The 13,295-nt window shown below is 60.2% G+C and carries 11 protein-coding genes; 2 read left to right on the top strand and 9 right to left on the bottom strand.

All coding sequences use genetic code 11. From position 1 onward, the window contains the following. Window positions 1-54: 54 nt before the first annotated feature. Window positions 55-1,554 (bottom strand): CoA-acylating methylmalonate-semialdehyde dehydrogenase, encoded by a 1,500-nt coding sequence (locus tag D8780_RS03485; RefSeq protein ID WP_121644370.1) that lies wholly within the window; start codon window positions 1,552-1,554, stop codon window positions 55-57. 95 nt (window positions 1,555-1,649) lie between these two features. On the opposite strand from D8780_RS03485, the gene D8780_RS03480 reads away from it, so the two are divergent. Then, entirely contained in the window at window positions 1,650-2,591 is a 942-nt protein-coding gene (locus D8780_RS03480; RefSeq protein WP_121644369.1) for a LysR family transcriptional regulator, read from the top strand. Window positions 2,592-2,620: 29 nt separating this feature from the next. On the opposite strand, the gene D8780_RS03475 is transcribed toward D8780_RS03480, so the two are convergent. Together D8780_RS03475 and guaA are read right to left on the bottom strand one after the other, a co-directional pair. Next, a complete protein-coding gene (locus D8780_RS03475) occupies window positions 2,621-3,961 on the bottom strand; it encodes a glucoamylase family protein (protein WP_245412245.1) in 1,341 nt (446 codons plus the stop codon). A gap of 16 nt (window positions 3,962-3,977) precedes the next feature. Next, a complete protein-coding gene (gene guaA, locus D8780_RS03470) occupies window positions 3,978-5,540 on the bottom strand; it encodes a glutamine-hydrolyzing GMP synthase (RefSeq protein WP_121646336.1) in 1,563 nt (520 codons plus the stop codon). A 187-nt stretch (window positions 5,541-5,727) separates the two neighbouring features. Between guaA and D8780_RS03465 the strand changes: the two genes are divergently transcribed. Next, the gene (locus D8780_RS03465; RefSeq protein ID WP_121644367.1) at window positions 5,728-6,222 is read left to right on the top strand and encodes a YciE/YciF ferroxidase family protein; all 495 of its coding nucleotides are present in this window, start codon (window positions 5,728-5,730) and stop codon (window positions 6,220-6,222) included. A gap of 50 nt (window positions 6,223-6,272) precedes the next feature. Here D8780_RS03465 and D8780_RS03460 read toward each other — a convergent pair whose 3' ends face one another. The 6 genes from D8780_RS03460 to katG form a co-directional block, all read right to left on the bottom strand. Then, on the bottom strand, window positions 6,273-6,917 hold the full coding sequence (locus D8780_RS03460; protein ID WP_121644366.1) for a 5'-methylthioadenosine/S-adenosylhomocysteine nucleosidase: 645 nt from the start codon (window positions 6,915-6,917) through the stop codon (window positions 6,273-6,275). A gap of 5 nt (window positions 6,918-6,922) precedes the next feature. Then, a complete protein-coding gene (locus tag D8780_RS03455) occupies window positions 6,923-7,378 on the bottom strand; it encodes a TspO/MBR family protein (protein ID WP_342633423.1) in 456 nt (151 codons plus the stop codon). A gap of 59 nt (window positions 7,379-7,437) precedes the next feature. After that, window positions 7,438-8,280: a serine hydrolase domain-containing protein gene (locus D8780_RS03450; RefSeq protein ID WP_199699548.1), complete on the bottom strand. Its 843-nt coding sequence runs from the start codon at window positions 8,278-8,280 to the stop codon at window positions 7,438-7,440. Window positions 8,281-8,355: 75 nt separating this feature from the next. Beyond that, on the bottom strand, window positions 8,356-9,645 hold the full coding sequence (locus D8780_RS03445) for an RsmB/NOP family class I SAM-dependent RNA methyltransferase (RefSeq protein WP_121644365.1): 1,290 nt from the start codon (window positions 9,643-9,645) through the stop codon (window positions 8,356-8,358). A 79-nt stretch (window positions 9,646-9,724) separates the two neighbouring features. Continuing rightward, the gene (locus tag D8780_RS03440; RefSeq protein WP_121644364.1) at window positions 9,725-10,735 is read right to left on the bottom strand and encodes a TAXI family TRAP transporter solute-binding subunit; all 1,011 of its coding nucleotides are present in this window, start codon (window positions 10,733-10,735) and stop codon (window positions 9,725-9,727) included. Between the two features lie 161 nt (window positions 10,736-10,896). Then, the gene (katG, locus tag D8780_RS03435) at window positions 10,897-13,104 is read right to left on the bottom strand and encodes a catalase/peroxidase HPI (protein ID WP_121646333.1); all 2,208 of its coding nucleotides are present in this window, start codon (window positions 13,102-13,104) and stop codon (window positions 10,897-10,899) included. Between the last annotated feature and the right edge of the window lie 191 nt (window positions 13,105-13,295).

Below are 13,295 nucleotides of genomic sequence, written 5' to 3'. Positions count from 1 at the left end.
TTTCCTCCCAACCAATGCCGGCAAGTCCGGCATTGGCGCAGTTTCAAGCCTTCCTCAGCTCATGGTCGGAATGACAAATTCCGCTCCGTCCTTGATGCCCGAAGGCCAGCGGGACGTGATGGTCTTGGTCTTGGTATAGAAGCGGAACGCATCCGGACCGTGCTGGTTGAGATCTCCGAAACCGGAGCGCTTCCACCCTCCGAACGTGTAGTAAGCCAGCGGTACCGGGATCGGCACATTGACCCCGACCATGCCGACATTGATGCGCGAGGAGAAATCGCGGGCCGCATCGCCATCGCGGGTGTAGATCGCGACGCCGTTGCCGTATTCGTGGCTCATGGCGAGATCGAGAGCTTCTTCATAGTCGTTGGCGCGCACGACCGAGAGCACCGGACCGAAGATCTCCTCCTTATAGATCGTCATGTCCTTGGTGACGTTGTCGAACAGGCAACCACCTATGAAGTAGCCGTCCTCATAGCCCTGCATCGTGAAATCGCGACCGTCGACGACCAGCTTCGCACCTTCCTCGACGCCCTTGTCGACGTAACCACGCACACGTGCCTTCGCTTCCTTGGTGACCAGCGGACCGAAGTCGGCATCGTCGCCCGCCGTATAGGGCGCAATCTTGAGATTTTCGACGCGCGGCGTCAGCTTTTCCATCAGCCTGTCGGCCGTTTCCTGCCCGACCGGCACCGCGACCGAAATGGCCATGCAGCGTTCACCGGCCGCACCATAGCCGGCGCCGACCAACGCATCGACGGCCTGGTCCAGATCGGCGTCGGGCATGATCAGCATGTGGTTCTTCGCACCGCCGAAACACTGGACGCGCTTTCCGTTGGCGCAACCGCGCGTATAGACATATTCGGCAATCGGCGTGGAGCCGACGAAACCAACCGCCTGGATATCCTCGTGATCCAGAATGCCATCGACCGCGCTCTTGTCGCCATTGACGACATTGAGAATGCCGGCGGGCAGGCCCGCTTCGATCATCAGTTCGGCGAGCATCATCGGCACGGACGGATCACGCTCCGACGGCTTCAGAATGAAGGCATTACCGGCTGCAATGGCCGGGCAGAACTTCCACATCGGAATCATGGCTGGAAAATTGAACGGTGTGATGCCGGCTGCGATGCCGAGCGGCTGACGTACCGAATGAATATCGATGCCCGGGCCCGCACCCTCGCTGAATTCACCCTTGAGCAACTGTGGCGCGCCGATGCAGTACTCCGCCACTTCCAGACCGCGGACCACATCGCCACGCGCGTCGGGGAGCGTCTTGCCATGCTCGCGTGACAGCGCTTCGGCAAGCTTGTCCATATCCCGGTGAAGCAGCTGCACAAAGTTCATCAGAACGCGCGCGCGCTTCTGCGGGTTGGTTGCCGCCCAGGCCGGCTGAGCCTCTTTGGCATTGGCGATGGCGGCTTCCAGCTCGTCGGCATTGGCCAGCGCAACCTTGCCCTGCACCTCGCCGGTGGCCGGGTTGAAGATGTCGGCCGTGCGGCCGCTTTTTCCAGCGACCCGCTCGCCACCGATGAAATGACCGATCTCGTACATGCAGTCCTCCTCAGGAATTTTGCGCGCAGTCTATGCGATTGTTCACGCAAAGCCATAGGCTTGAGCGCCATTCCATTGTGCAATAATGCTCATCCATGAGAAGCTTCGACTGGAACGATCTTCGCTATTTCCTTGCCGTCGCCCGCACAGGGCGTCTGACCGCGGCCGCACAACGCATGGGCACGGACCATGCGACGGTCAGCCGCCATATCCGGACCCTTGAGGAGACGCTCGGCGCCGACCTTTTCAACCGTTCACCGCGCGGCTATTCCCTGACCGATGCGGGTGAAAGGCTCCTCTTCCAGACCGAAACGATGGAAAGCGCGGCAGCCGCCATCCATAACGATATTGCCGGTGAAAAATATGCGTTGAGCGGCGCGGTGCGGATCGGCGCACCGGACGGGTTCGGCGCCTTTTTCCTTGCGCCGCATCTCGGCGAACTCAGCCGACGGCATCCGCAATTGGAGCTGCAAATCGTGGCAATGCCACGAATTTTCAGCCTTTCGAAGCGCGAGGCCGACATCGCGATCGGCTTGGAACGGCCCGACAAGGGGCGTCTGTTTTCGCGAAAGCTCGTTGACTACACGCTGCATGTCTATGCCGCGCGCTCCTATCTCGCCGAAGCACCAACGATCGCACGGCGGGAAGACCTCTCGTCCCACCCCCTGATCGGCTATATCCCGGAACTCGTCTTCACGCCGAAGCTGGACTACGTGAAGGATGTCGGCGAAAGCCTTGTCCCTCGGCTTTCCAGTTCGAACCTGTTTGCCCAATTGGCGGCAACGCGAAGCGGCGCGGGACTTTGCATTCTTCCCGACTTCATGGCGCGCTCCTCGCCCGATCTCGTACGGGTGCTACCGGAGGCGATCGAGATCGTCCGGACCTTCTGGATCATGGCTCATGTCGATGCGCGGGAGTCAGCCCGGATCCAGACCGTCATGAGCTTCATTTCCGATCTCGTCAAAGCAAACCGCGATATTTTCTGGTCAAAGGGCTCGGGGGAAGCGTGCGAACCGTTTTCGGATCCCCGATCCTGAGCGGAAGGGCTGACTCGCCCGAAGGTGCATCAGGCCTTGAGCCATCCGCCGGAAAAGCCAAGGCTACGCAGCCCATTGATGAAAACGTCAGAACGCTGAGCCAGCTTCCAGACAAGGCCGGTTCGTCCATTTTCGATCATCGTCACGAGCAGGCCCTGATCGATGCCGAACAGGCTGTCGCAGGTCCAGTAATCGGCCCCTTCGCCTGGCAGAGATGGATTGAAGCTGCCAACGAACCGGTCTTCCTTAAGCACAGCCGGATATCGCGCGAGAACCGCCGCAGTGCCGGCGAGAGCGGCTTCTGGCTCGTGGGCGTAGCAGGCCAGCGGCCCCCAGGGCACCAGCGTGCCATCGTCTGGCCCATCGGGCACACCCCGCGCTTCATAGCCCCGAAACCAACAGCGCCGCCCATCGAGGGTGCGCTGGCGTCCCCTCGGTCCGGCACAGGCCGACAAGCCCCATACGTCCTGCTCATAACCGAGCCAGCCCTTTGGGTTTTGGTCTGCGTAAGCGCGCTGAATCGCAATCGCGCGACGGGTGTTTTCAAAATAGTCGAGATCGGCCGGCCCACAGTGTCCATCGTTCAATGCACGAAAATCGATCCAGACCTGCGAAAAGAGATGAATGAAGAGCGGGGCCGCCGCGATCCAGTCGAGGCCGTATGTTTTGCGCCAGTCATAGCGCTCGGTCATCCGATGGTAGCTCGCTGCGGGAATGGAGTACTCCTCCGAAGCGGCAGCCAGGACGTACATGATCTGCGCTTCGCTGTAATGCTCCCAATCGCCGCCGAAAAATCCCCGCTTCGGCTTCCAGGCCTTGTTTACAAAGCCTTCCTTGTCGACCATCCATCTCCATTCGACATTTTCGATCAGCTCCAGTCCGGCGTTGCGAATGACGCGCTCGTCGCTGTCATTTCCGTCGAAATAGACACGTGCCGTCTCGACCCCGGCGAGCAGAAGCGCGGTATCAATCGTCGAGAGTTCGGATTTCCAGGCGCGCTTTCCGGTCTTCACATCAAGAAAATGATAGAAGAAACCGTGATGGCCCGTCGCGTCAGGCGCCGCCCCCTGCGGGGCCTCTCGGAAAAACTGAATGATTTTTGCTGCGCGGCGAGCCGCCTCGCGTCGACCGATCCATCCGCGCTCCACCGCAACGGGCAGACAGGTGAGAAAGAAGCCCACGGAGGCGATGGAGCAAATCTCGGGATTGGCAGACTGATCCAGCACGAGGCCAGTCGTTTCGTCTCCATAATCCAGAAAATACGTAAACGCCGCGCGTTGCAGGCGATCAACTCGCTCCTCCATTACCTCCCGTGAAATCGAGCAACTACCCGAACGCTCCATCAGGCCGAGGGAGGAGTTTTTCGCCATTGCTAAGGCTCGTTCTTCACTCCCACTCAATCGTGCCGGGGGGCTTGGAAGTCACGTCATAGACGACCCGGTTGATGCCGCGCACCTCGTTGATGATGCGCGTCGCGGCATTGCCGAGAAATTCCATGTCGAACGGATAGAAATCGGCTGTCATGCCATCGACCGAGGTCACGGCGCGCAGCGCACAGACGAATTCATAAGTGCGGCCGTCTCCCATGACGCCGACGGTCTGCACCGGCAGCAGAACCGCGAAAGCCTGCCAGATCGCGTCGTAAAGGCCGGCCTTGCGGATCTCGTCGAGATAGATCGCGTCGGCCTCCTGCAGAATGCGGATCTTGTCGCGCGTCACGCCGCCCGGCAGGCGAATGGCAAGGCCCGGTCCCGGGAAGGGATGGCGGCCGATGAAGCTCTCAGGCAGACCCAGCTCCTTGCCAAGCTCACGGACCTCATCCTTGAAGAGTTCGCGCAGCGGCTCGACCAGCTTCATGTTCATGCGCTCGGGCAAACCGCCAACATTGTGATGGCTCTTGATCGTGACGGAAGGCCCGCCGGTGAACGAGACGCTTTCGATCACATCCGGATAGAGCGTACCCTGCGCCAGGAAGTCCGCTCCGCCGACCTTCTTCGCTTCGGCTTCGAAGACATCGATGAAGAGCTTGCCGATGGTCTTGCGCTTTTTTTCCGGGTCGGCTTCGCCTTCCAGCGCGCCAATGAACGTGTCCGACGCATCCACATGAACCAGCGGAATATTGTAGTGGCCGCGGAACATCTCGACGACTTGCGCCGCTTCGTCCTTTCGCAGCAGGCCGTGGTCGACTAGAATGCAGGTCAGCTGGTCGCCGATGGCTTCATGGATGAGAAGCGCGGCGACGGATGAATCGACGCCGCCGGACAGACCGCAGATAACCTTGCCGTCGCCGACCTGCTCCCGGATCGCGGCAATTGCCTGATCCCTGTAAGCGGCCATGGTCCAGTCGCCCTTCAATCCGGCGATCTTGTGAACGAAGTTGGAAAGGAGCCGTGCGCCATCGGGCGTATGCACCACTTCGGGGTGGAACTGGACGGCGTAATAGTTGCGCGCCTCATCGGCCGTCGCCGCGAGCGGCGCGTTGGGCGAAGCTGCGATGACCTCAAACCCCTCCGGCAGACGCGTGACGCGGTCGCCGTGGCTCATCCAGACCTGATGCTTCTGACCGGTCTCCCAGACGCCTTCAAAGAGAGGCGAAGGCTTCAAAACCTCAACGAAAGCGCGGCCGAACTCGCGGTGATGACCGCCCTCCACCGCGCCGCCCAATTGCACGCAGAGCGTCTGCTGGCCGTAGCAGATGCCAAGGACCGGCACGCCGGCTTCGAAAATCGCATCAGGTGCACGTGGGCTATCGGCTTCCGCAGCCGAGGCCGGGCCGCCCGAAAGGATGACGGCCTTGGGTTTCAGCCGGCGAAAGCCTTCTTCGGCGCTCTGAAACGGCACGATCTCGGAATAGACGCCGGCTTCACGCACGCGCCTTGCAATCAGCTGCGTCACCTGGCTGCCGAAATCGATAATGAGGACGGTATCGGGATGGGCTGTCTCTGTCATGGCAAGGCCGTATCCGATCGGGGAGCAAGGTGCAACGCAATAGAGCGCCGTCTTCCGCACCATCCCCGGCTTTGCGCGGGAGTGACATAAATCAATCCGCCGGAAAGGGAAATGTTTGCCCTTCTGCCCGTTACCACCGCGGCGGGCCGTGAGAGGCGCTGCCAGATCCATTGAAAGGTATGCCCCCATGTCGATTTCCAATCTGGAAGATCTCTTCGAGCACACGCTAAAGGACATCTATTTCGCAGAAAATCATATTCACAAGCACCTTCCCGACATGATCGAGAAGGCAAGCAGCACCAAGCTGAAAACCGCGTTGAAAGACCATCGCAAGGAAACCGAGGAGCAGATCGAGCGACTGAAATCGGTGTTCAAGATCCTCGGCAAGAAGGCGGAAGGCGAAGAGTGCCCGGCCATTGAAGGCATCGTCGAGGAAGCTGGCGAACTGCTATCCGAGATCGATGACAAGTCCACACGCGATGCGGCCATCGTCTCCTGTGCCCAGGCTGTCGAACACTATGAGATCACGCGCTACGGCACGCTCATCACGTGGGCGACCGAACTCGATCTCGACAAGGAGATCAAGAATCTCCTGAGAGATACGCTCAGCGAAGAAGACAGTGCGGACGAAAAGCTGACGGCTCTCGCTGAAGAGCGGTTGAACGAAAAAGCCAAAGGCTGATACGGCCAGACCGGCAGCGCGACGAGACAGCGGTTTGCTGTCTCGTCGCCTCAGGCGAGCATTCCGTCGCGGATCGATTTCTCAACACCATTCACCGCGCTGGCGAGTTTCATGTCCAATATGGGTAGAAGTCTCGTCCAATCGTCGAAATGGCGCAGTTCTTCAGCCCCGTCCGATACGCCGCGAAGGCCGACCAAGGGCACGTCGAACTGCATGGCAGCGCGCAGATGGGCAAATGTCTCCATGTCGACCAGATCGGCATCGATCCCGTCATAATCCGCGCCGGAGACAATATTGGCTCCGGTCGATAGCGTTGCACTGGGAATATCGGCAACGGAGAATGGCAGTGGCATGATGGGCGGAAGATCAAGAAACGGCGTCTCGCCCTTCGGAAAACCCAGCGCGCTGGCATCCATGTCGCGATAGGCGACAGATGAAACCTGATAGACCTCGCCCTGCTCCAGGCGCTGGCTACCGGCTGAGCCGATCGACACGATCAGATCAGGCAATTGGAAGGAGTGAGCCAGTCGCGCTAAGCCGACCGCCAATCCGAGAGCGGCTTCAACGGGTCCCACACCCGTCCGCAAAGGTGTGAAGAGCGAGCGCAACTCGTCACCGTATTCCTGTTCAGTCGCCATGACGTAGAGAACTCGCTTGCCAGCGACGTCCTTCAGAAGAGCGGAGGGGTCGGCCATCGCGATCAGTTGTTCACCGCAATTGTCGCGTTCAGCGCCGTGGCATAGGCCACCCAGACCGCATAGGGCAGGAAGAGAATGGCGGCGATGCGATCCGGCGTCCATCTCAGGATGATGAAGGCCAGGATTGAAATGAGCAGCAAGCCGATCACGATCAGCGCCTGACTGGGCCGGTGCGCCATGAAGAAGACCGGCGTCCATGCAAAGTTGAGCAGAAGCTGGACCACCCAGATCCCCATCGCGGCGCTTGTCGGTGCGCGCAGGAAGGTGCGAGCGCCTGCAATCCCGACCAGCACGTAAAGGATCGTCCAGGCGACAGGGAACAGCCAGTTCGGCGGCGTGAAGGACGGTTTGTTTAGCGATTGATACCAGGTGCCGGTATCGGTCTGCGAGCCGATCAGGAGGCCGCCGCCGAGGGTCACCAGAAGAAATAGGCCGTAGGTAATCCAAGTGCTCATCATGATTGCCAACCTAGCCTGAGGCCTTGTCTCTTCAAGCGAAAACATCACAGTCGATCGCGTTAAAATGATAGGGCGATGCGGGCCACCGCATGTTCCGGCACACCCTCGTCCGGCCCCGCCGTAAAACATGCGACAGTCACCGGTACCGGCCTGTCCGGAAAATGATAGACGGCGTTGACCGCAAACGGTCCGCCACCGGAATGACCGATCATGCGGCCAGCCGCGCCGGCACGGCCGCTCATCAAACCAAGACCATAGCCGCATTCCGTAAAAGGCCGCCCCGGAATGGCGCCTCCGACAGGATGGGTTGCAAGCATCTCTTCCAATCGCTCCCGGCCGAGAAGTTCCCCTGCCATAAGGCCCTGCAACATGCCGGCGGCGTCTTCGGCGGTGCCCGTCAGGCACCCATGATAGACCCAGCCCGGATGATAGAGCGACGCCTCATCCCAGTGCAGTTTTTCGAAATCGGCCTGCGTTGTGGCAAGACCGAGACTCTCCAGCGCAAGTGGTTCGGAAATGAATCTCCGCACGAGCGCGGCGAGGCTTTGTCCGGCCCTCTTTTCGATGTGCTTGCGTGCCAGCAGATAACCGACATTAGAATAGGTCCACCCCTCGCCCGGCGCAAACAACATGCCTTGCGCCAATGACCTCTCCAGCAAATCATCGACCGCCCATGGCGGCTTGCCCTGCGATACGTCCCGTCGATAGTCAGGGAGGGCGTAATAATCAGGTAACCCAGCGGTGTGCTGCAGAAGCTGGCGAAGCGTGAACTGCCAGCCGGGAAGCGGCGCATCGAGTTCGACCGTACCTTGATCTGCCAGCCTGAGCGCGCAGATCGCTATCGCTGTCTTCGTGAAGCTCCAATAGGGGAACAGAGCAGAAGGCGAGCCCTCAAAACCCACTCGGCCATCAGAGGCGATCCAGTGTTTGTGTTGCTCTGCTTTGACCATGTTCAACCGATGCAATGGCCGCAGCCGCTAGGAGAGCTTTTGCATCACTGCAAAGAAGAACCCGTCCGTATTTGTCGCAGCCGGCGTCAACGTAATGCAGTTCAGATCCTCGCTCCACGGCGACGGTTTGTCGAAGCCGAACAGATCCTGCCATACCTCACCGGCAGAGAGCAGGTCCCATTCTTCGTTGCGCTCGCCGAATGCGTAGACCTGTTCCTCGTTTTCGGCGCGGAACATGGAGCAGGTAATGTAGACCAGATAGCCGCCGGGGCGAACGAAAGCCGATGCTTCGTCGAGGATGGCGGACTGCTCGGCCTGGCGCGTGCGAAGCTGAGCTTCGGTCAGCCGCCATTTCGCATCGGGCTTTCGCCGCCACGTCCCCGAACCCGTGCAGGGCGCATCGACGACGACGCGATCCATCTTTCCTTTCAACGCATCGAGCGATGAGCGATCGGAGTGAACCTGCACATTGCGCACGCCGGAACGCTTGAGCCGCTCCACAATAGGGGCAAGGCGACCGCGATCGGCGTCATACGCATGGATCTGCCCGCGATTATCCATCGCCGCTGCCATGGCCAGTGTCTTGCCGCCGCCGCCCGCACAGAAGTCGAGAATCTGTTCTTTCTGCTGCGCGAAAATCAGATCGGATACGATCTGGCTGCCCTCGTCCTGAATCTCGAACCAGCCCTTCTGAAATTCGGGCGTTGCCTGCACATTGGGGTGCCGACCGAACCCGTCCACCGGCGGAATACGCAGACCATTGCGCGCAATGGCGGTGCGGCGGACACCATCCTTCGCCAAGGCCCGTTCGACCTTTTCGCCATCGGCTTTGAGCGTGTTCACCCGCAAATCGACCGGCGGTCGGGTCGAAAGCGCCGAAGCCTCATTGACCCAATCCTCGCCAAATCCCTCCAGGAAAAAGGTCTCGGACCAGCCCGGCACGTTCGCGCGAATATCGGGCGGCGCCGAGCGCGGATCACTGCCCCGCCAGCGCTCGATCTCCCCGTCCGTCATCGTCTCGGGCGCAAAGCGATCGCCCTCCAGTTTCGATGCGATCTCCTCCACCCCGAGGCCAAAGCCCGACAGGAGCGCACCAAACGCGTCGGCCCTTGCCGTATCAGCGCCGAAGCGCCAGCGGCTCATGGCACGGTGCCGCAAGCCGTCATAGACGATGTTGCCGATCGCCGCGCGATCGCCTGCTCCGGCAAAGCGATGCGATGCTCCCCAATCGCGCAACGCCTCCGCCGCCGGTCGATGCCGCGCCTGCATGTCTTCCAGAATTTCGATAGCCGCCGCCAGTCGTCCGCCGATACGCATGAATACCCCGAATTTGTGATCGGCGCGGCTTATGGCATGGAAGGCCGCCCGGCACCATGCCGCTACGAAGCTGCCTGCATCACTTCTTCAGCAGACCTGCCTCGCGGTAGTATCTGGCCGCACCGGGATGCAGCGGAATGGCAATATTGTCGAGCGCGGTCTCTTGCTGGATCAGACGTCCCTTGGCGTGACCTTCGTCCAGCAATTTCCGGCTTGCATCGTTCCAGAGCGCCTTGGTTATGCCGTGTATCAGATCGTCATCCTGATCGGCCGAAGTCAGCCAGAGCGCGCCGACGGAAAGCGTTTGCACGTCCTCGGCCTGGCCTTCGTAGGTTCCAGCGGGAATGAGATGCTGACTGAAAAAGCGATTCTGGCGGATCACTTCCTGCGCACGATCGTCGCCGATCGGCACCAGCTTGACCGGAAACCGCTCGGCCAGTTTCGCTATGCCATCGGCCGGAAAACCGCCGACGAAGAAGAATGCGTCCAGCTCTCCCTCGACAAGTTTCCGCGCCGCCTCATCGGCTGTGAGGTAGTCCACATCGAGATCGCGTTCATCCAGTTCGTAAGCGCTGAGGACGATGCGTGCATCGACCAGCGTCCCCGAGCCGGGCTCATCGAGTGAAACGCGCTTTCCCTGAAGGTCGCCCACGCTTTCTATGCCGGCATCTTTCGCAGCAACCAGATGAAGGCTTTCCGGGTAGAGGCTGGCGATTGCCCGGAGGTTCCCGACAGCTTTCTTGCCCAGAAAGACACCGGTTCCCGTCTGCGCCCAATAGGCGACATCCGATTGGCTGAACCCGCTTTCGACAAGTCCAAACCCGATCGCGTTCACATTGGCGACCGAGCCATTCGATGTCAGTGCCGTTGCGACAAGCCCGGGTACGCCGCAAGCCCCACCCTCTCCGCATGGCCGGGAGCCGGGAGGGTTGGATATGGCGGTCGAAATCAGACCACCGATCGGGAAATAGGTGCCGGCACGTCCGGCCGTTGCCACCCGAAAGATCTGCATATCCTGCGCGGCGAGAGGGGACGCAGCAAGCTGCGTGAAAAATACGATCGCCAATCCTGCCGCGGCAAGAAATTTCATCAGCACCAAGCTCCCGATTACCGGCCGGAGGATAAAGGCAGTTTGTCCATTCGCAAAGAGGGCTTGCTGACTGGATAGGCAAATTCGGGCTCGGTGGTCGACCTGCTCATAAAAAAGGCCGGGGGGGGTGCCCCGGCCTTTTATTTCAAAGCATGGTGCGCTCAGGCGGAAAGATCGAAACGGTCGGCGTTCATCACCTTGTTCCAGACCGCGATAAAGTCCTGAACGAACTTTTCCTTTGCGTCATCCGCGGCGTAGACCTCGCACAGTGCGCGAAGCTGCGAGTTGGAGCCGAAGACGAGATCGACCCGGCTCGCCGTCCACTTCAGCTCTTCAGTTGCGCGGTCGCGGCCTTCGTAAACATGCTCGTCCGCCTCAGACTTCTGCCATCCCGTGCCCATATCGAGCAGATTGACGAAGAAGTCGTTGGTCAGCGTGCCTGGCCGGTCGGTGAACACGCCATGCGGTTCATTACCATAATTGCCGTTGAGCACACGCAGACCGCCGAGAAGAACCGTCATCTCCGGCGCCGTGAGGCCCAGAAGATGCGCACGGTCGACAAGGAGTCGCTCCGTCGGCACGGTGTATTCCGCATCGACGTAATTGCGGAAGCCATCGGCCTGCGGCTCCATCGGCTCGAAGGATTCCGCATCGGTCATCGCTTCCGTGGCGTCCGTCCGGCCTGGCGTGAAGGGAACGCTCACATCGAAACCGGCATCCTTGGCCGATTTCTCGACGGCCGCCGCACCGCCGAGAACGATGATATCGGCCAGCGAAACCTTCTTGCCGCCGGTCTGGCTTTCATTGAACGACGTCTGAACGCCTTCCAGAACCCTCAACCGTTCGGCCAGCTCGGCCGGCTCGTTGATCTCCCAGTCTTTCTGCGGAGCCAGGCGGATACGGGCGCCATTGGCACCACCACGCTTGTCGGAGCCGCGGAAGGTCGAGGCGGATGACCATGCCGTGTAGACGAGATCGCGCACCGACAGACCCGACGAGAGTAGCTTTTCCTTCAATGCCGCAATGTCGGCATCGTCGATCAGTTCGTGATCGACCGGGGGAACTGGGTCCTGCCAGATCAGGTCTTCCTCGGGCACTTCCGGCCCAAGATAGAGAACCTTCGGCCCCATATCGCGGTGGGTCAGCTTGAACCAGGCGCGGGCAAAGGCGTCGGCGAACTTCTCGGGATTTTCGTAGAAGTCGCGCGAAATCTTTTCATAGGCCGGGTCGAAGCGCAGCGACAGGTCTGTCGTCAACATGTTCGGCGTGCGGCGCTTGCCCGGCACATGCGGATCCTCGACGGTATCCTGCGCTTCGGGATTCTTCGGTTTCCACTGATGGGCGCCAGCCGGGCTCTTCGTCAGTTCCCACTCATATTCGAACAGGTTCTTGAAGAAGCCCATGCCCCACTGCGTCGGGGTGGTCGTCCAGATGACCTCGAGACCGGAAGTGAAGGTCTCGTTGCCGTGCAGTCCGTGCTTGTGCTTCCAGCCGAAGCCCTGCTCGGTCACATCGGCGCCTTCCGGCTCCATGTCGATATCGTCGGCGCTTCCCATTCCGTGGGTTTTGCCGAATGTGTGACCGCCGGCAATCAGGGCGACGGTCTCCTCATCGTTCATCGCCATGCGTCCGAAGGTTTCACGGATATCCTGCGCGGCCGCAACGGGGTCCGGCTTGCCGTCCGGCCCTTCGGGATTGACGTAGATGAGTCCCATCTGCACGGCCGCGAGCGGATTTTCCAGCGCCCGGCCTTCCGCATAGCGGCTGTTCGCCTTGTCACTGGTGGCGAGCCATTCTTCTTCGCTCCCCCAATAGATATCCTGCTCCGGCTCATAAATATCCTCGCGACCGCCGCCGAAGCCGAAGGTCTTGAAGCCCATGATCTCCAGCGAGACGTTGCCGGTGAGGATCATCAAATCGGCCCAGGAGAGCGACTTGCCGTATTTGCGCTTCACCGGCCAGAGAAGGCGACGGGCCTTGTCGAGATTGGCGTTGTCCGGCCAGCTGTTCAGCGGCGCAAAACGCTGCGAACCCGATGTCGAGCCGCCACGGCCATCGCCCGTCCGGTAGGTGCCGGCGCTGTGCCAGGCCATACGGATCATGAAGGGCCCATAATTACCCCAGTCGGCAGGCCACCAATCCTGGCTATCCTTCAGGACTTTGGCGATCTCTTCCTTGACCTCTTTCAGGTCCAGCTTTTTGAACGCTTCGGCGTAATCGAAATCGCCGCCCATCGGATCGCCAGCAGGCGGGTTCTGGTGAAGAACCGAGAGATTGAGCTGGTTCGGCCACCAATCCCTGTTCGTACGGCCGCCGAGCGGGCCGCGACTGACCGGGCATTTGCCTGTGTCTTCGACTTTGGCATCCATCTTCATTCTCCCCTTTTTCGTGTCGGATCGTGATCTCCAACGGATCGGCTTGCGCCGTCTCTTACGACCCTCATTTAGAAGATTTCCAAGTCAAGAAACCCATCACCATGATAAATTCCAATCGGTATTTCTGATAATATTCATTACTTCATGTTATGGTCGATCTCATAACAAAGGCCGGGGATGTCGCC

This window comes from Notoacmeibacter ruber (assembly GCF_003668555.1).
GTDB classification, from domain to species: domain Bacteria; phylum Pseudomonadota; class Alphaproteobacteria; order Rhizobiales; family Rhizobiaceae; genus Notoacmeibacter; species Notoacmeibacter ruber.
Note: the sequence above shows the minus strand (reverse complement) of the source record. Positions and strands in the feature narration are given on the sequence as shown.

What these genes read in the sequence shown, in the direction of transcription:
- D8780_RS03475 (WP_245412245.1), bottom strand. Translation starts at nt 3,961, where the DNA reads ATGGCGAAAAACTCCTCCCTCGGCCTGATGGAGCGTTCGGGTAGTTGC.
- D8780_RS03440 (WP_121644364.1), bottom strand. Translation starts at nt 10,735, where the DNA reads ATGAAATTTCTTGCCGCGGCAGGATTGGCGATCGTATTTTTCACGCAG.
- D8780_RS03460 (WP_121644366.1), bottom strand. Translation starts at nt 6,917, where the DNA reads ATGGCCGACCCCTCCGCTCTTCTGAAGGACGTCGCTGGCAAGCGAGTT.
- D8780_RS03485 (WP_121644370.1), bottom strand. Translation starts at nt 1,554, where the DNA reads ATGTACGAGATCGGTCATTTCATCGGTGGCGAGCGGGTCGCTGGAAAA.
- katG (WP_121646333.1), bottom strand. Translation starts at nt 13,104, where the DNA reads ATGGATGCCAAAGTCGAAGACACAGGCAAATGCCCGGTCAGTCGCGGC.
- D8780_RS03480 (WP_121644369.1), top strand. Translation starts at nt 1,650, where the DNA reads ATGAGAAGCTTCGACTGGAACGATCTTCGCTATTTCCTTGCCGTCGCC.
- guaA (WP_121646336.1), bottom strand. Translation starts at nt 5,540, where the DNA reads ATGACAGAGACAGCCCATCCCGATACCGTCCTCATTATCGATTTCGGC.
- D8780_RS03455 (WP_342633423.1), bottom strand. Translation starts at nt 7,378, where the DNA reads ATGATGAGCACTTGGATTACCTACGGCCTATTTCTTCTGGTGACCCTC.
- D8780_RS03465 (WP_121644367.1), top strand. Translation starts at nt 5,728, where the DNA reads ATGTCGATTTCCAATCTGGAAGATCTCTTCGAGCACACGCTAAAGGAC.
- D8780_RS03445 (WP_121644365.1), bottom strand. Translation starts at nt 9,645, where the DNA reads ATGCGTATCGGCGGACGACTGGCGGCGGCTATCGAAATTCTGGAAGAC.